14 protein-coding genes and 1 tRNA gene are annotated in these 18,922 nt (G+C 42.7%); 10 read left to right on the forward strand and 5 right to left on the reverse strand.

Translation table 11 applies throughout. The annotated features are described in order from the left end of the window. Window position 1 precedes the first annotated feature (1 nt). The 3 genes from HHA42_RS01770 to HHA42_RS01780 form a co-directional block, all read right to left on the reverse strand. Window positions 2–77 (reverse strand) — tRNA-Lys (locus HHA42_RS01770). Between the two features lie 194 nt (window positions 78–271). After that, window positions 272–2,113, reverse strand: a complete 1,842-nt coding sequence (locus HHA42_RS01775) for a long-chain-acyl-CoA synthetase (protein WP_168525245.1) — start codon at window positions 2,111–2,113, stop codon at window positions 272–274. A 247-nt stretch (window positions 2,114–2,360) separates the two neighbouring features. After that, window positions 2,361–5,732: an Rne/Rng family ribonuclease gene (locus tag HHA42_RS01780; protein ID WP_168460363.1), complete on the reverse strand. Its 3,372-nt coding sequence runs from the start codon at window positions 5,730–5,732 to the stop codon at window positions 2,361–2,363. A gap of 760 nt (window positions 5,733–6,492) precedes the next feature. On the opposite strand from HHA42_RS01780, the gene HHA42_RS01785 reads away from it, so the two are divergent. From HHA42_RS01785 to HHA42_RS01815, 7 genes are all read left to right on the forward strand, one after another. Beyond that, on the forward strand, window positions 6,493–7,455 hold the full coding sequence (locus HHA42_RS01785; protein WP_168417529.1) for an RluA family pseudouridine synthase: 963 nt from the start codon (window positions 6,493–6,495) through the stop codon (window positions 7,453–7,455). Window positions 7,456–7,808: 353 nt separating this feature from the next. Next, window positions 7,809–8,477 carry an HAD-IA family hydrolase gene (locus HHA42_RS01790; protein ID WP_168525247.1) on the forward strand — a complete coding sequence of 223 codons (669 nt, stop codon included), beginning with the start codon at window positions 7,809–7,811 and terminating at the stop codon, window positions 8,475–8,477. Between the two features lie 416 nt (window positions 8,478–8,893). After that, window positions 8,894–9,691, forward strand: coding sequence for a fumarylacetoacetate hydrolase family protein (locus HHA42_RS01795; RefSeq protein WP_168417527.1), 798 nt, complete (start codon window positions 8,894–8,896; stop codon window positions 9,689–9,691). A gap of 25 nt (window positions 9,692–9,716) precedes the next feature. Next, window positions 9,717–10,613 (forward strand): acetaldehyde dehydrogenase (acetylating), encoded by an 897-nt coding sequence (locus HHA42_RS01800; protein ID WP_168525249.1) that lies wholly within the window; start codon window positions 9,717–9,719, stop codon window positions 10,611–10,613. A 12-nt stretch (window positions 10,614–10,625) separates the two neighbouring features. Beyond that, complete coding sequence (dmpG, locus tag HHA42_RS01805; RefSeq protein WP_160232107.1) at window positions 10,626–11,645, forward strand: 4-hydroxy-2-oxovalerate aldolase; 1,020 nt, start codon at window positions 10,626–10,628, stop codon at window positions 11,643–11,645. 429 nt (window positions 11,646–12,074) lie between these two features. Continuing rightward, window positions 12,075–13,340, forward strand: a complete 1,266-nt coding sequence (locus HHA42_RS01810; RefSeq protein WP_168525251.1) for an OprD family outer membrane porin — start codon at window positions 12,075–12,077, stop codon at window positions 13,338–13,340. A 279-nt stretch (window positions 13,341–13,619) separates the two neighbouring features. Continuing rightward, window positions 13,620–14,480, forward strand: coding sequence for an alpha/beta hydrolase (locus HHA42_RS01815; protein WP_168460359.1), 861 nt, complete (start codon window positions 13,620–13,622; stop codon window positions 14,478–14,480). A gap of 57 nt (window positions 14,481–14,537) precedes the next feature. Here the strand turns inward: HHA42_RS01815 and HHA42_RS01820 are convergent, their stop codons facing one another. Then, the gene (locus HHA42_RS01820) at window positions 14,538–15,215 is read right to left on the reverse strand and encodes a DUF1345 domain-containing protein (protein ID WP_168525253.1); all 678 of its coding nucleotides are present in this window, start codon (window positions 15,213–15,215) and stop codon (window positions 14,538–14,540) included. Window positions 15,216–15,530: 315 nt separating this feature from the next. Continuing rightward, window positions 15,531–16,430, reverse strand: a complete 900-nt coding sequence (gene hcaR / locus HHA42_RS01825; protein WP_168525255.1) for a DNA-binding transcriptional regulator HcaR — start codon at window positions 16,428–16,430, stop codon at window positions 15,531–15,533. A 281-nt stretch (window positions 16,431–16,711) separates the two neighbouring features. Between hcaR and hcaE the strand changes: the two genes are divergently transcribed. The 3 genes from hcaE to hcaC are packed head-to-tail and all read left to right on the forward strand — an operon-like array spanning window position 16,712 to window position 18,920. Next, complete coding sequence (gene hcaE, locus HHA42_RS01830) at window positions 16,712–18,079, forward strand: 3-phenylpropionate/cinnamic acid dioxygenase subunit alpha (RefSeq protein WP_154321080.1); 1,368 nt, start codon at window positions 16,712–16,714, stop codon at window positions 18,077–18,079. Continuing rightward, window positions 18,076–18,594: a 3-phenylpropionate/cinnamic acid dioxygenase subunit beta gene (gene hcaF, locus HHA42_RS01835; protein WP_154321079.1), complete on the forward strand. Its 519-nt coding sequence runs from the start codon at window positions 18,076–18,078 to the stop codon at window positions 18,592–18,594. The genes hcaE and hcaF overlap by 4 nt, the downstream gene beginning before the upstream one ends. After that, window positions 18,594–18,920, forward strand: a complete 327-nt coding sequence (hcaC, locus tag HHA42_RS01840; RefSeq protein WP_004976057.1) for a 3-phenylpropionate/cinnamic acid dioxygenase ferredoxin subunit — start codon at window positions 18,594–18,596, stop codon at window positions 18,918–18,920. The genes hcaF and hcaC overlap by 1 nt, the downstream gene beginning before the upstream one ends. Window positions 18,921–18,922: the final 2 nt, after the last annotated feature.

An 18,922-nucleotide genomic window follows, 5' to 3' on the forward strand; every position in this document is an offset into this window, starting at 1 on the left:
ATGGTGGGTCGTCCGCGATTCGAACGCGGGACCAACGGATTAAAAGTCCGCTGCTCTACCGACTGAGCTAACGACCCTGAACCAGCAACCAAGCAGGCTTGATTGTGAAGTGCAAGAAAAACCAGAGGGTTTTAAGCACCACTTCGTTTGATGGAGCGTATTGTAGCAAGATATGAAGCGAGCGCAAGCAAAAAATAAAAAAGTTGCCTATGTTTGATTATAAATGCAACAAATTTGTCGTATCTAATCAAAAAATAGGCAACCAATTGGCTTAGAAGCGATATTGATAGGCTTGAATATTGTCGTAAATTTCGGGGGTCAGTTCGCAATATGCAGTTTGACTTGGCAATAACACCAGAATTTTTTCATCACACTGTTTTAAATCAAACCCTTGGGTTTTTAGGGTGTTTTTCTGATACTTAAATGTGCCAGTGGTTTGTACTTGCTTTTGCAGACGTAGAAATACAGGTACAGCATAGGCAGGTAAGTTTTGTTTAAACTGCAGCAGCATTTGGCTTAAGTCCTGTTCATCGAGCTGACAGCCATCTGCCAAAGTAATAGCCGCCATACCCGCACGTCCATTGGTATGTGGGATTTCGACACCATACACCACGGCTTCAGCAATTTTGCTGTAGTCACTGAGGATGTTTTCTACTTCGGTGGTGGATACGTTTTCACCTTTCCAACGGAAGGTATCGCCTAAGCGGTCAACAAACTGGGCATGTCGGAAACCGATATCACGGACTAAATCACCCGTGTTGAAGTAGGCATCACCTGATTTAAAGACATTTTGCAAAATTACGGCTTTATTTTTCTCAGGGTCGGTATAGCCATCGAAGGGTGAGCGGCGGGTAATTTTTCCAATGAGCAAACCAACTTCGCCTTTTTTAACTTTTATGCATTTGCCTTTGGCATCTCGCACAGGCTCATTTTTTTCTTTATCAAATTGAATGACGGCATACGGTGTAGGTGAAAAACCCACGGTATTGTCAAAGTTAAAGACATTGCTAAAACCGACGTTGCCTTCGCTAGACGCATACAGTTCTAGAATTTCCTGAACACCAAAGCGGGTTTTGAATTTGCTCCAGATGTTTGGGCGCATGCCATTGCCAATCATTTTTGTGACACGGTGTCCACGCTCTAAGTCTGAGGCAGGTGCATCCATTAAATAGCGGCATAGTTCCCCCACATAACCAATGGCTGAAGCATTGAATTTATGCACATCTTGCCAGAAACAAGAGGTGGAATATTTACGTCTAATGGCAAAAGTAGCACTGCTTGCAATCACGCCACACCAGCACACCACAATGCCTGTCGCATGGTACAACGGTAGGGTGCAATACATGACATCGTTTTGGTTTAAGCCTAATACGTGCCCATAGGTGCCGTAGGCCAGTGTCCAGCGACTATTGGTGAAAATAACGGCTTTAGGCAGACCTGTTGTGCCTGAAGTATAAATATAGAACAGCCCATCTTTGCCCTGTACAGACTGCGTGGTCGCAGGGTTGAAAGCAGGTTGTGTAGCTAAACAGAGGGAGAGGTTACTAAATCCTTCAGGAGCAGTACCTGCATCCAAGCGTGTATTTTGGTCTGCAAACCAATACAGACGATTGTCTGGCAGTTGTAATTCAGTACGGATATCGGCAACCGCTTGGCGGCATTCTTCGCCCACAATCACTGCAATGGGTTTAACTAAATTAATGCTATGAGCCAAGACTTTAGCCACTTGTGCCGTATTGACGAGGGCAACAGTTACGCCAATTTTAGCCAAGCCAATGATACTGGCAATTAACTCAGGTCGATTTTCCAGCATAACGGCGATGACATCGCCTTTACGGGCGCCAATGCTTAAATAGTAATGCGCAATTTGGTTGGCCCATTCATTTAGCTGTAAATAGCTGTATTGCTGATCTTCAAACATGAGGGCGCAGCCCTGTGGATTGCGATGGACAGCCTTTTCAAATGCTAAACCCAAGCCAGCAGGCGTGCGAGGAGTACGTAAATAGGCTTGCTTTAAACCTGTAATCAGGTGGGGAACTTTTGTCATAAACTGCGGAATTTTTGCCGCAACATCCGTTAAGCCAATTAAATCGCTTTGTGTCATTTGGTTCATAAGAATCCTATTTTTGTCGTCATCCGTTGCATCTGTTGCAAAGCATCAAGTCTTGTTGTTTTTTAATCCCTAAAGGCTAGTGCAATCAACCTAATTTTTCAGCTTTATACTGGATTTTATAAAATCATGGAGTAAATCTAAATTGTCGCATGATTTAAATTCAGGTCGATGCGCTAAGTTTTACGTTACAAAAAAAATCCAGTCATCGAAATGACTGGATTTTTTTATTCCGCTGCAAAAGTGCGAATTACGACTCAGTTGGCGGCGTAGCTTTCTTTGGTGGACGACCACGTGGACGACGCGGACGTACCACTTTTTCTTTGTCTGCTTTTTCTTGCTCAGACTCAGCTGTTTCGGCTGGATCATCTACAGCCAATTCTGCTTGTACTGGTTCCGCAGCGACTGGCGTAGATGCTTCAGCAGTTTCTGCTTCGGCAGAGGCAGTCTGTTGTTCTACTTGCTCAGTTTGAGCTGTTACAGCAGGTGCTTCTTCTGGAGTCGCACTGACTTCTGTAGAAACAGCTTCTGCTTCAGCATTAGCAACAGCAGGTTGTTCAACTTCGGTTGCTGGATTTGCTGCTACAGGTGCAGCTGTGGTTTCAGCTTCTGCTTCAGTTTTCTCAACTACTTGAGCCTGCTTAGCTTGCTCTAACGCTTGTTCTGCGGCCTGTTTTGCTAAACGACGACGCTCACGAGGATCGTTGGCCACACGTTTGTCTGACACAGGTTTTGGTGGTGTTAGGTCTAACACAGGTGCAGGTTCTGCTTCAGGAGCAGCTTTGGCAACTTCTACGTCACGAGTGACAGGTTTTTTCTCTGCCATAGGCGCAGTGCTAACAAGGCTTGCAGCATACTCGTCAGTGAACTTTTGCAAGGCACGGTTGAACGTTGGAATTAAGCCAAACTGTTCAATTAATACCGAGCAATCTTCACCATAGACATGGCGAATTAAGCTACCAATGTTGTATTGCCCTAAAGTTGGTACTTGAGATGGTGTCAACTTCGGTGCAGCTGCTTGTTGAGCCTGCGCTTCACGTTGCTGACGACGACGCTGACGCGGGTCGTTGCTAGCACGTTTTGCTGGTGCACTTGGTTGTGGCTGTGCTTCTGCTACAGGAGCAGCTGCTTCCACAACAGCTGTTGCCGCAGGAGCTTCAACTTGCTCTGCTACAGCTTCCACAACAGGAGCTGCTGCAACAGTAGGTTCAGTTGCAGGCGCTGCATTCAATGCCACGATTTCAGTTTGTGCTTGATCAACATTAACCACCATGGCTGTAGTGCTTAACTCATGGCGTGGTGCATCAATTAAGTCTACTTTTGGTTGGTTGTTGGCAACTTCAGCTGTGACAGCTGCTTGTTCGTTCAATACGCTGGCATCACGTTGGCGATTTGGGCGTTCTGGACGAGGTTGGTTACGACGGTCACGACGTGGCACGGCATTTTGTTGTTGCTCATTGTTGTGTTGAGCATCTTGCTGCTGCGCTTGGTCATTGTTGTGCTGACGACGAGAGCTGCGTTTGTTTTCGCGCGCTTCCTGACGTTGCTCCTGACGTGACAACTGAACTACTTCTTCATGCACTTGATGTTGTTGATTGTCGTGCTGAGTTTGCTGTTCGCGTTGCTCTTTGTGCTTATTATTGTTGTGACGTGGCTTTTTGTTGTTGTGGCGTGGCGCCGATTTTTCTTCACGTTCAGCAGCTTTTTCTGCGCCATCACGTTCAGTTTTTTGTGCCACAGTCGATGGTGCAAGGTACACATTTTGGCTGCTTGCAGCAGGTGCTGCGGCTGCAGTTGCAATTTGACCAAACTGACCACGGCTAACTGCGCCATTATTTACCATTTGTTCAATGGCTGCTGCAGCGTTGTTGGCAGTACGTGCTTGATCAATGGTAGATGCTTGTTTTTGCACAAACAGATTTTCTAACCATGCACATGGGCTGGCTGCTGTAGTTGCTGCCGCAGGTGCGGACTGTTGTGCAGCTGCTTTATTTTGCTGTGCTGCTTGTGGTTTTTTCGCTGTAGTTTTTTCAGCTGCAGGTGCGCTATGGCTGTGCGATTGATCTGCTTCTTCCAAATGCCATTCAGAAGACTCATAACCCAATTCTTTTTCACTTGAACGGGTTGCTTCAGTACGCTCATAGCTGGTTGGTGCAAAACCTTCAGGGTTATACGAAATTTCGTAATGCGGCGTTTCTAAGTGTGGGTGCGGTAAAACTGTCACACGTACATTTGAGGTTTGCTCAAGGTAAACCAAGCTATGACGTTTTTCATTCAGTAAGAAGGCTGCAATTTCTACAGGCACTTCAACCTGAACTTCGCCATGACGTTCACGTAGTGCAATTTCTTCCACTTTACGCATAATCGAAAGAGATAGAGAGCGTAAGTCACGCACCATACCTGTACCGTGACAGCGTGGGCAAACGTAACCAGTCGCTTCTTCAAGCGATGGACGTAAACGCTGACGGCTCATTTCCATTAAACCAAAACGTGATAATTGACCAAACTGGATACGTGCGCGGTCACTTTGAGTGGCTTCACGGAGTTTGGCTTCAACCATGCGTTGGTTACGGTCTTTGGTCATGTCGATGAAATCGATAACAACCAAACCACCAATATCACGTAAACGCAATTGGCGTGCAATTTCTTCAGCAGCTTCAAGGTTGGTATTTAACGCTGTATCTTCAACGTCTTGACCACGGGTCGATTTTGCTGAGTTGATGTCAATTGAAACCAATGCTTCAGTTTGGTCAATGACAATTGAACCGCCTGAAGGCAGTTTTACTTCACGCTCATACGCAGTTTGAATTTGGCTTTCAATACCAAAATGTGCAAACAGTGGTTCATTTAAAGTGTAAGTTTTTAGCTTGTCTAACTGACGTGGCATAACCGCTTTCACAAAGTTATAAGCTTCGTTATAGGCTTGTTCTGAGTCAATTAAAATTTCTGCAACATCATCACGCAAATAGTCACGAATGGCACGTGTGACGACACCTGCTTCTTGGTGTACTAGCATTGGTGATGGGCCTGAACTTGCAGTGCTTTGAATTTGTGCCCAAAGGTCCATTAAGTGTTGAAGGTCAAGCTGCAATTCTTCTTGAGAACGACCAATACCCGCAGTACGCACAATCACGCTCATGCCACGAGGAATGTTCAGTGAAGCTAACATCTCTTTCAGTTCTTCACGGACTGAACCCGAAATTTGACGACTGATACCGCCACCTTTCGGGTTGTTTGGCATAAGTACTAAATAACGACCTGCCAAAGAAATGAAGGTGGATAGCGCAGCACCTTTGTTGCCACGTTCTTCTTTTTCTACCTGAACCAAAAGCTCAGTACCTTCAGTAATCAGTTCGCGGATATTTGAAGTTTGGCGAGGATCGGCTTTGTAGTAAGAGTTTGCGATTTCACGCATAGACAGGAAGCCTTGGCGACCTGCACCGTATTCAACAAATACGGCTTCTAAAGAAGGTTCTACACGGGTCACATGACCTTTGTAGATATTCGATTTTTTTTGTTCACGGGTACGATTTTCTAAATCAAAATCGTAAAGACGCTGACCAGTGACAAGTGCAACGCGAATTTCTTCGGCATGTGTTGCATTAATCAACATACGTTTCATGGGTGTAACACCTAATAGTGATACACAGCAAAAAATCGCTAGACACGTAGCGAACATCAAGCATCACGGATCAACTGCTCAGATCTCAAAAAACCTATTGTGGTCTGAGCTTTTTTTACCGGCCTTATTTAGGTTGGCTGCGGTGTATGATTCACGTATTGATGATGGCAATACGGCTTTAACCTTTAAACGGATAAAGTCACCTGATCGCTTCACTGGCGGACGAGCGGTGTATTGGATGTGTGTAACTTTCACTGTCACATTGCTCGAAGATCAGCTCTTCTTTACATAGATAGAGTGTCTTGATACGGAATTATCGTCGTATCTTTACAAATTGTGCAGATCCAATACATCAAACGCTTTAGCCTGAATGCGACTTCAGGGTGCGACTAATCTGATGTGTATCAGTTTACGTTTAAAAACCAACAAAGTTGGCGACATATTTTTTCAGACAAACTGATTTATGTACCTGAGGTACAATTAAACGCAACAGTTTGCTTTTTTGCCGATATAATAAGCCTTCGGCGTCGGCATAATTCTTTTGGGACCTGCTCGTATATGGTGAGGTATTCAGTTGAGTGTTGTTTCAGAAAATTCTGAATAGATTCAACCTTAACCCACTAACGATGGTTTCCGTGCGCTGACTATATCAAACCTTGCATCATCTGCCTATGGGCTAAGCTTATGTTTCTTGTGTAAAGCATAGCCTAAATGATCAGTTTTTAATCAATTTTAGTATTTTATTAGGTCACTTAACTGTATGAATTCTACCCAACAATGGCAAAGTGTCACTTGGTTTGAAGTGGATGAGCATCAAGCGGGTCAACGCATCGATAATTTTTTGTTTAGTCGTTTAAAAGGGGTGCCTAAAAGTCGCATCTATCGTTTGATTCGCGAAGGGCAGGTACGGGTCAATAAAAAGCGTATTAAAGCAGAAACCAAACTCAATATTGGCGATCAAATTCGTGTAGCGCCTATTCGCTATGAACAAAAAGACGACAGTGCTGCACCTATTTCAGATAAGGTCGCACAAAGCTTATTAAGCCGTGTGATTTATGAAGATGAAGGCTTGATGGTGGTGAATAAGCCTTCGGGCATTGCAGTGCATGGCGGTAGTGGTGTCGCTTATGGTTTGATTGAGGGTTTACGTGCTGCCACAGGTAAAAAATATTTGGAGCTGATTCACCGTATTGACCGTGATACTTCAGGTTTGGTGATGGTATCTAAAAAGCGTAGCACCTTAAAAACGCTGCAGGACTTATTGCGCGAACATAAAATTCAAAAAACTTATGCGGCCATTGTCAAAGGGCAGGTGAGTTTAGATCAGCAATTGATTGATGCACCATTGCATCGTTATGAATTGGCCAATGGTGAACGTCGAGTACGTGTATCTAAAGAGGGTAAAGAATCCAAAACCCTGTGGAAGGTCGCAGAGCGTTTTATGCATGCCAGTTTGGTGTATGCATCGCCACTGTCTGGGCGTACCCATCAAATTCGTGTGCATGGTTTAAGTATTGGGCATCCTTTGGTGGGTGATGATAAATACGGACATCAAACTGAATACCGTGGTCCTGCACCACGTCGTTTGTGCTTACATGCTATGCGTTTGGAAATTCCGGGCTATCCTGTGATTGAAGCTCCTTTACCTGAAGATATGCAGAGTCTGGTGGCGCAGCTTAGAGCGCAAAAGGCGGATAAGCCGACAGCACCACCTGAGTTTTAATTTTTGTCATTCTCTATTGTGTGATAGCAGTTCCCTTCTTTTTAAAGATGAGGAACATTGTTTCTCAAGACGGAGATTGGGCTTTCAGGGGTAATTCACAGCCACATTTTATAGTTTTTAATTTAAATTCTTGTTGTATAGGCTATGCCTTACTTTTCAAAGATGAAAAGTAACAAAAATCTTTTGTTTCGCTGATGGAACATCCCTGTGCCACAGCGAAACGGCGACATTCATGTCGCCGTTTCGCTATCGAATATTTGTTGTGATATATGTGCTGATTCTTGATCATTTATCCTTTTCAGTTAAGGTAAAGCGAGGGAATTTTAAAGCAGAATCAAATCTAGGAACCTAATATGAACAAACCTGTAGAACTCATCATTTTTGATTGGGATGGCACGCTATTTAATTCCGTCGGTCAAATTGTGGCGAGTTTGCAGTTCGCAGCACAACAATTTCAGCAACCACTGACCGATGCTGCTGCTAAAAGTATTATTGGTTTGGGCTTGCCAGAAGTGGCGCAGCGCCTGTTTCCGCAGGTGCCTGAACTGCATCAGGATATTTTGCAGTGCTATTCAGAACACTATGTGGAACACTCAAAAACCGATGTTTGGTTTGATGGTGTAGCAGAAATGCTAGATGAATTGTCTGGTTTAGGTTTGAAACTGGCCGTGGCAACAGGTAAAAGCCGTAAAGGTTTAGACCGTGTATTGGCTCAAACCAAAAGCCAGGATTTATTTGTGGCAACACGCGCTGCCAGTGAAACTAAATCTAAACCAGACCCTTTAATGTTGCAGGAAATTTTAAGCAGCACCCAAGTGCAGGTTGAGCAGGCTGTTATGGTGGGCGATACCTCTTATGATTTAGAAATGGCGCAGAATATTGCCATGCCACGTGTGGGGGTGAGCTACGGTGTGCATAGTGTAGAGGTGTTGCAGCGTTATCAGCCTTTGACTATTGCACATGATGTACCGAGTTTACATGCATTTTTATTGCAACAGTACCGTTTGCGTCGGGCAGGCTAAATTTACAGCACAACAAAAAGGGCAATTTCGCAGCAAGCAAGTTGCCCTTTTTTATTGAATATATTGTGCCGACAGGAAATGCTTAGCTTTTAGTCTAAAGTCAGGATTAAGACATTTTAAGATTGCTACCAATAGTCGAGCCATCTACTCGGGAAATAATAGTAAAGCCTACAGGCGGCTGTTTTGATGGGTTTTTATAAAAACAGACTAATAGCTAATAGCTATTGAAAAAAAGAAAATAAGTATTGGCATAAAAACGCCATTTTTCAGATGCTAAATCAGTTTATACATACCTCTGAGATGGACAGCTTATCACGCTGACGGTCAAGATCAGGGTCATGGTGCCTTTTCTTCTTTTATCACCTTTCCAACACCTCAGGGTATAAGCCCAATTTTTGCAGTTTAAGGAAACATTGATGTCGAATTCTGCTGTTGTTGAATCAGTTGCGCAAGCATTACGTACTGCCGAACTCTCTCAAACTGCGATCGCGCCAATCCGCCCAGAGCTTGGTGGTGAAAGTGCTGACGTAGATATTGCCTATGCCGTTCAAGAAGTGAATACCGAACGTGCCTTGAAAGAAGGCCGTCGTTTGGTGGGGCGTAAAATTGGTTTGACCTCTAAAGTGGTTCAAGCACAACTGGGTGTAGATCAGCCTGACTTTGGCATGTTGTTTGCCGATATGGCTTATGGCGATGGTGAAGCAATTCCTGCAGGTTTGCTGATTCAGCCTAAAGTAGAAGCAGAAATAGCGTTGGTGATTAACCAAGACCTGACCAAAGAAAAACACACCTATGCAGACATTATCAGTGCGACTGAATATGCCTTACCAGCCATTGAAGTGGTCGATAGCCGTATTGAAAACTGGAAAATTAGTTTGATTGATACCGTGGCAGATAACGCATCTTCTGCTGCATTTGTTTTAGGTTCACAACCCGTCAAGCTAGAAAATCTAGACTTAGTGAACTGCAAAATGGTTATGACACGTGGTGAAGAAGTTGTTTCTCAAGGCGTGGGTAAAGCATGTTTGGCAAACCCGCTCAATGCTGCAGTGTGGTTGGCCGATGAAATGGTACGCCGTGGTCGTCCATTGTTAAAAGGCGACATCATCTTAACCGGTGCTTTAGGCCCTATGGTTGTTGCTCATCCGGGTGAAGAATTCAAAGTTGAAATTGAAGGCTTTGGTTCAGTAACAGCTGCGTTTGCTGCGGAATAAATCGAGATTCTAAGAGAGTACATGCATGAAAAAGATTAAATGTGCAATGATCGGTCCGGGTAATATTGGTACGGATTTGCTTTATAAATTGCAACGCAGTGAATGGTTGGAACCAGTATGGATGGTGGGGATTGACCCAACTTCTGAAGGTTTGGCACGTGCTGCAAAAATGGGTTTAAAAACCACAGCAGAAGGTGTGGATGGTTTATTGCCACATATTCTTGAAGATGACATTAAAATTGCTTTTGATGCAACGTCTGCATACGTTCACGCTGAAAACAGCCGCAAGTTAAATGAACTTGGTGTGCTGATGATTGACTTAACCCCTGCGGCAATTGGTCCATTCTGTGTACCACCAGTAAACTTAGAAGCGTTATTGGCTGCTGGCGAAGTGCCAAACGTGAACATGGTAACGTGTGGCGGTCAGGCAACAATTCCTATGGTTGCTGCAGTTTCACGTGTACAACCTGTGGAATATGGCGAAATCATTGCAACGGTATCCACCAAATCAGTGGGTCCGGGTACACGTAAAAATATTGATGAATTTACCCGTACTACAGCAGGCGCCATTGAAAAAGTAGGCGGCGCGAAACAGGGTAAAGCCATCATCATCATTAACCCGGCAGAGCCACCACTGATGATGCGTGACACCGTTCACTGTCTGGTTGAAGGTGAGCCAAATCAAGCCGCGATTACTGAATCTGTGCATGCCATGATCAAAGAAGTGCAGAAATATGTACCAGGCTATAAATTGGTGAATGGCCCAATTTTTGATGGTAACCGTGTTTCAATCTTCCTAGAAGTTGAAGGTTTAGGTGACTTTTTGCCGAAATACGCAGGCAACCTAGACATTATGACTGCAGCCGCTGCTCGTACTGCAGAAATGTTTGCAGAACACGTTTTTAACACTGCTGAAGCTTAAAGGAATACCAAAATGTCTAAGATTATTGTTCACGATATGACTTTACGTGATGGTATGCACCCGCAGCGCCATCAAACGACAGTAGAGCAAATGATTGCAATTTCAACCGCATTAGATGATGCAGGTGTACCTTTGATTGAAGTCACTCATGGTGATGGTTTAGGTGGTTCATCGGTTAACTACGGTTTTGCGGCAGCAACTGACGAAGAATACCTGTCTGCTGTTGTACCACGTATGAAGAATGCCAAAGTTTCTGCATTGCTTTTACCGGGTATTGGTACAGTTGATCATTTGAAAATGGCACATGAAATTGGTGTATCGACTATTCGTGTTGCAACACACTGTACTGAAGCGGATTGTTCGGAACAGCACATTACCGCTGCACGTAAATTAGAAATGGATACAGTGGGCTTCTTGATGTTAGCGCACATGGCTTCACCTGAAAAATTGCTAGAAGAAGCGAAAAAGATGGTGTCTTACGGTGCAAACTGTATCTATGTGACGGATTCTGCGGGTTATATGCTTCCTCAAGATGTGATTGATCGTGTAGGACATTTACGTCAACATTTGGACCCAAGCATCGAGTTAGGCTTCCACGGTCACCATAACTTGGGTATGGGTGTGTCAAATACTGTTGCCGCAGTTGAAGCAGGCGCAGTACGTGTAGACTTGGCATCTGCTGGTCTTGGTGCGGGTGCGGGGAATACACCACTTGAGTTGTTCATTGCTGTCGCTAACCGTATGGGTATGGATACAGGCGTGGACTTGTTCAAAGTGCAAGATGTGGCAGAAGATTTAGTGATTCCAATGATGCACAACCCAATTCGTGCCGACCGTGATGCGGCAACTTTAGGTTATGCAGGTGTGTATTCATCATTCCTATTGTTCGCGAAACGTGCTGAAGCGAAATATGGCGTTTCTGCGCGTGAAATCCTAATGGAGCTTGGTCGCCGTGGTACGGTTGGCGGTCAGGAAGATATGATTGAAGACTTGGCTTTGACTATGTCTAAAGCACGTGAAATGCAAGCCTAAGTTTTAGTTTTAAAGCCAGCTTGAATGAAGCACTCCAAATGTATTTGGAGTGCTTTTTTTATGGCGAAAAATAGGCAAATTTATGCAGAATTTAGTGGTGGATTAAAATGATTTTCTTATAAGTGTTTTTTATAGAAAATAACGCTAACACATTGACTTACATCTAAAAAAGATTACTCACTAGCATATTGCAAAAAATAATGACTCTTTTAGGTCAAATTGTGCTTCGAATTCAGAGAGAAAGTCATTTGATGAGGATTCATTGCCAAATGTTTTATCGTTAAAAAGAATTAAAAATGTTTAAAAAAAATCATAATGTAAAGAAAGGCTAAAATCTGCTGAAAACCCTAATACTGTGGTCGGATTTTTTTCAATTACAGAGTTTTGCATGATGCGCTAATTCGCTTATTGGATGAATAGGAAAAACTCATGCATCGTCACAACTTATGGATAGCACTTTTTGCTGCGACAGCAACTTTAGGGACAACTGCCACTCAGGCAGATTTTATTGACGACAGCAATGTTCAGCTTAAATTTAAGAATTTTTATTTAGATCGAGAATATGCGCATGAGGCAGGCCGTTCGGTAACTCCTGGTTATGGAAATTGGACGCAAGCTGTCACTTTAGATGCGAAATCTGGTTATCATGATATTGGTGCAGGTATTCAAGTCGGTGCTGATCTATTGGCACAATATGCGATTGGTTTAAAATCACGTGGTGAAGTGAATGACATTCACATGCCATATAGCAATCAGAAGACCGAACGTGATAACGCCAAGTTGGGCGCAACCTTAAAAGTTAAGGTTTCTGAAACTGAGTTGAAAGTTGGTGATCTATTACCAATGTCCCCAGTGGTATTCTTTGATCCATCGCGTCAATTACTCACAACTTATAGTGGTGCATGGTTAGAGTCTAAGGATATTCAGAATACTAAACTAACTTTGGCATATATTGAGGGCATTAATGCTCGCTATGACAATCAATACCAAGATTTAAGTTTGTTCCCTAATAACGATTTTACTAATACAACTGATGATGGTATGTATATCGCAGGTGTTGATTACCAATTTACTCCAAAAGTCGGTGGTAGCTACTGGTATGCAGATGTCACCAATATTTATCAACAACATTATGTCGCTGCAAACTACAAAACGACTGTTGGTGAAAAAACTAAGTTGGACACCCATGTTCGTTATTTTGATAATAGCGAGTCAGGTGATAAGTTGTATGGCAACATCGACAGCCAAGCAGTATCTGCTGGTGCAAAAATTAACCATGGCATGCATACGGTTCAGTTAGGTTATCAGCAAATGTTTGGTGAACATGGTACAGGTGCACCAATGTTCCCAACATTGGGTGGTTGGGTACCACAGCCGTATTTAGATAACTGGTCGGTAGCAAGCTTTATTCGTAAAGATGAGCGTTCGTGGAGTTTAGGTTATACCTATAACTTTGCAGAAGTAGGTATACCAGGTTTGACTACAACCATTCGTCATTTCCGTGGTGATAATATTGATCGTGGTGATGCTCCTGAAGGTAAAGAAAACGAAAACAATGTGATCGTAAATTACGTTGTGCCTGAAGGTAAGTTGAAAGGCTTAGGCTTCAATTACATGTTTATTGATACCAACTATAATTTTGGTAATGACTTAGAAGAACATCGTGTAGCCACCACCTATACCTATAAATTCTAAACCTTGTAAAAAAGAGCGACTTTATATAGTCGCTCTTTTTTTAATATTTATGTACTAAATACCTTATAAAAATTAAGATTTTAATTTTATTAAATTTATAAATTTCAAAGAGTTGTTTAATCGTTTTTTTATGGGTTGTGATCGTAAATTTGTATCAGTTCATAAGGCATGAACAGGTAATATAAGCCAGTAAATACGTAATGTTGAATGAGTCCACTTGACGTCAAATTCTATTTTTTTAGAGCTAAACGCAAGCTAAAGACTGTACGAGGAGTATATATGAGCACTGTTCAAATCCCTGACTATACAACAGATCCATTCTTTGGCTTAGAAGATAAATGGATTGAAACTGCCGAAGGCGAATTAACGCACTATCACGAAGTGGGTGAAGGTACACCTATTCTATTTTTACACGGTTCAGGCACAGGTGTATCTGCTGCGGCAAACTGGTGGTTAAACTTGCCACAAATTGGTGAGCAAGCACGTTGTATCGCAATTGATACCATTGGCTATGGTCAGACTGTGGTGGCTCCAAACACTGCTTATGGTATTCGTGCTTGGGTTGATCATGCAGTGCGTACTTTAGATGCATTGGGCATTGAAAAAACATGGTTGGTGGGTAACTCGCTCGGTGGTTGGTTGGCATTCCAATTGGCATTGGACTACCCAGAGCGTGTACTTGGTATTGTGTCTATGGGTACAGGCGGTGCAAAACAGACGGCAGCGCTTAAAGCACATGCGAATCCTGTCTTGACTGAAGAAGGCATTAAAAAAACATTGTCGATGTTTGTAGTGAACAAAGACCTGATTACAGATGAGTTGGTTAAGGTTCGTTTTGCTTCTGCAAAAAATGACTATGCATCAGACCGTTTAATGGATGTGGTTGGCGCACGTGACCGTGACCGTTTTGAGTTCCCACTCGATTTTGACAAAATGAAAGACATTACGGTACCTGTTTTACTGATTCACGGTACGCAGGATGTAGTGATTCCAGTATCTCGCACATGGGACATTTTAAATGTTGTGCCACATGCCGATGCGCACATTTTCAGCCAATGTGGCCACTGGTCACAAGTTGAAAAAGCGGAAGAATTTAACACTGTGATTAAAAACTATTTAACTGCACGTGGCGTAAAATAAGCAGCATGATGTGAAAAAGGATGGCTTCGTGCCATCCTTTTTTATGAGCAGGGGCATTTAGTGTTGGATAAAACTGGCCACCAAATTAATGCAAATGGCTAAAATGGTGGTATTGAAACTATAAGCCAAAATAATGTGCAGTGTGTTTAGTACGCGCATAGGTTGTGAGCTAATTGAAACATCTGCAGTTTGTGCTGAAGTACCAATCACAAAACTAAAATACAAAAAATCTGGATAAGTCGGGTAGGGCGTTTTAGGAAAATCCAGCCCACCTTCTTGCTGCTGTTGCAATGCCAAATAGTAGTCATGGGCATAGTGGATGGCGAAAATGGTGTGCATAAAAAACCAAGCACATAAAATGGTGGTAATAGATAAAATAAAATGTCCCATGCGCACAAATTCACTTTGTGCAAATAAATTCACCTCAATAATGATCGCAATAAAGCACATCACCAAGGTTAAAAATACCAAAAATAGAATCAGCCATTTGCTGGCATCTTGCTGTTGGGCGCGTTGCAAAATATGTGCATGATCACTGTGCCACAGATTAAGCATGGTCAGCAGTAAATAGCAGGAAATGGCAATATTCCAGCTTAGTAATAAGCAACTTGACCATGCCCATGTACTGAAAGTTTGAAATATGGCATACAGCACAATAGTAATTACAAAACTAATAAAGAAATAAGGACGTGACTGAATACCAGATCGCATGCGTGTAAATGGATTTCTTAGCATTCTTATTCCTTTTAAGGCTTTTGTTCTCACCTGATTGTGCGCTGTTTTATGGCATGAGTCTAAGTAATTCTGGGTATTTTAGGTAGGTTTACTTGTTAGACTTAAGTTGTAATTTAAGGCGCTAGATGGCAGTAATTTTATATAAAAATGCGCTGTGATATTTAAAGTTAATAAGCATTCATTTTGCATCATCTTTCAAAAATAAGTTTAGACTTAAGTCTAAAGCTGAGTATTGATGCAGAGGCAATAAAAAAAGTGCTTTTTCCCTTGGTGGAGAAAAAGCACTTTTATGATTGGGTATTTCAGGTTTGAGTTTTATTCGCGGTTTATGTCCAAATAGAACACGCGAGTGAGCAGCTCTAAAAATTTCTGTACAGCAGGTGAGTTACTGTTTTTGCCATAACTCACATATAAGTCCAAATATGGTAATTCCACATCTAAGGGGCGAATCACAGTATTTTCCATGGTTAGTGGTGCAACATAGCCCGGCAAAATGGTGCAACCCAAACCCATACCTACAGAGTTGATATTAAATAAAATGTTGTCTGCTTTTTGCACAACATTCAGTTCAATATTATGTTGTTTGGAAAAATCGACAATCAAATGGTGTAAGGTATAAGATGCTTCTGCCGCAGGAATAATAAAATCTACGCCATTTAAAGCTTTAACAGGAATACGCTCATATTTTGCTAATGGATGATCTTTAGGCAAAATAAAAATCAGCGGCTCACGTAGCACAAACTGACTTTCAATTTCATCACTATTGATATTGTGTCGGGTAAAGGTGATGTCGAGCTCACCTTTTTTGATCATCTTCATTTGCTCGGTATTGTTCAAGCTGAGCAATTCAATTTTTAAATCTGGGTTTTGTACCCGTAAGTTTGGCAAAACAAAGGGGAAAATTTTCATTTCCGCCACCGGTACAAAGCCAATACGCAGCATTTGCTGTTTGGCTTGTGAAACCTGACGTGCCATGGCAACGGCTTTGTCGGCTTGGGCAAGGGTCAGGCGAGCCTGTTCCAAAAATACAGCGCCTTCTTCGGTCAGTTCAACCTTGCGTTTGGTACGGTTTAACAGTTTAACGCCAACATCTTCTTCTAAGTCTTTAATTTGCTGACTCAGCGAAGGTTGAGCCGTATAAAGCTTAAGCGCCGCTTTACTGAAGTTGAGTTCTTCAGCCACGGTAATGAAGTAGCGAAGGTGACGTAATTCCATACAGCCATTCCAAAGATTAATTCAAAATATGTCTTACTATAGATTAATAAAAGTATAATCTATAAACAACCATCAGATGAAAATTATTGTGTCATTTAGGAAATAAATAGGGTTTTATCATTGTGTAATGTTTTAATCGCATAATATAAAGTTTTATTAATCCATAAAATCTATTAATTGAAACAAAAAAAATATTTCACTAAACGTCCCTAAAAAATCATTATCCATCCAAAGTTGAGTCTATTTACTTTGTGCCGTTGTTGGTCACAGGAGAGCTTTTCATGAGTGGAAAAATTGATGTGCGCGAAATCGACGCTTTGGTCGATGCACAAAATGGACGTATCACTCCATCTATTTATACAGATCCAGATATCTACGAATTAGAACTTGAACGCGTGTTCGGCCGTACGTGGTTGTTCCTGTGTCATGAAAGCCAAATTCCTAAAGCTGGCGACTTTTTCAACACCTACATGGGTGAAGATCCAATTATTGTGGCACGTCAAAAAGACGGTTCAATCAAAGCATTTTTAAACCAGTGCCGTCACCGCTCAATGCGTGTGAGCTTCGCAGACTGTGGTAATACGCGTGCATTTACTTGCCCATACCACGGCTGGTCTTACGGTATTGATGGTTCACTCAAAGATATTCCATTAGAAGAACGTGCTTATCCTCAAGGTGCTTGTAAAGAGCAATGGGGCTTGGTGGAAGTGAACCGTGTGAAGTCTTACAAAGGCTTGGTATTCGGTTGTTGGGATGAAACGACTCCTGACCTAGAAGAATACATGGGCGACATCGCTTGGTACTTAGATGGTGTGGTGGATCGTCGTCCGGGTGGTACAGAAATTATTGGTGGTGTACACAAGTGGGAAATTGACTGTAACTGGAAATTTGCTGCAGAACAGTTTGCCTCTGACCAATACCACGCATTGTTCTCTCACGCATCTGCTATTCAGGTTTTGGGTGCAAAACCAGATGATGACAGCAGTAAACAACTGGGTGCTGCACAAACCGCTCGTCCTGTTTGGGAAACTGCGAAAGACGCACTTCAATACGGTTCACGTGGTCACGGTTCAGGTTTCTTCTTTACAGAAAAACCAGATGCAAACGTATGGGTAGATGGCGAAGTTGCTAACTATTTCCGTGAAACGTATGACGAAGTTAAAGAGCGTTTAGGTGAAGTTCGTGCCTTACGTTTGGCTGGTCACAACACGATGTTCCCAACCTTGTCTTGGTTGAACGGTACAGCAACACTTCGCGTATGGCACCCACGTGGCCCGAACAAAACTGAAGTATGGGCATTCTGTATTGCCGATGCTGAAGCCTCTCAAGAAGTGAAAGACGCTTTTGAGCGTTCTGCAACACGTGCATTCGGTCCAGCAGGTTTCTTAGAGCAAGACGACTCTGAAAACTGGATTGAAATTCAAAAAGTATTACGTGGTTACAAAGCGCGTCAAAACAAACTGATTGTTGAGATGGGTAAAGGTAACGAAAAAATCCGTGAAGATGGTATTCCGGGTATTACCAACTACATTTTCTCTGAAACAGCAGCACGTGGTATGTACCGCCGTTGGGCAGATTTGCTGATCCATGAAAAATGGGAAGATGTTGAAAAAGCAGCTGACGAATACGAGAAGGAGCTAGTGAAATGAGTCAAATCAGTTTAGAACTTCAACACGAAGTTAGCCAATTCTTGTATCGCGAAGCAAAGTTGCTGGACGACTGGAAATTCCGTGAGTGGTTAGAACTCATGGCAGAAGATATTTCTTATACCTTGCGTACTACACCAAATGCGCAAACCCGTGACCGTCGTCGTTCAGTTGAGCCACCAACCACTTGGGTGTTCAACGACAACAAACACTTGCTTGAGCGCCGTGTAGCACGTTTAGAAACGGGTATGGCGTGGGCAGAAGAGCCTCCATCACGTACAACGCACATGGTTAGCAACGTGATTGTTGAAGCAACAGATGTTGAAGGTGAATACGATGTACACGTAACTTACTTACTGTACCGTACTCAAAAAGAGAAAGACGTGACGATTTACTGTGGTAAGCGTAATGACAAAATCCGTCGTGTTGAAGGTGGCTTAGGCTTCCAAATTTTCAACCGTAAGATTGTGCTTGACCAAGTAACGTATAACTCACACAACCTGAGTGTATTCTTCTAATGAATAAGATTTTTGTTTGCCAAGTTGACGAATTAGACGAAGGCGAAGCGTTAAAAGTGGACTGCGGTGTAAACGGTATCGAAGCACTGGCAGTATTCAATAACGGTGGTGAGTTCTTTGCCATGAATGACCGTTGTTCACACGGTAATGCGTCTATGTCTGAAGGTTATCTTGAAGATGATGGCACGGTTGAATGTCCACTACATTCTGCACGTTTCTGTTTAAAAACTGGTCAAGCTTTATGCTTGCCAGCAACTGACCCAATTCAAACCTTCCCTGTGGTGGTTGAAGATGGTGCGTTATACGTAGAAATGGCAGGAGAGTAAGC

Origin of the sequence: Acinetobacter sp. A3, assembly GCF_012371415.1 — a bacterium.
In the GTDB taxonomy this organism is placed as follows: domain Bacteria; phylum Pseudomonadota; class Gammaproteobacteria; order Pseudomonadales; family Moraxellaceae; genus Acinetobacter.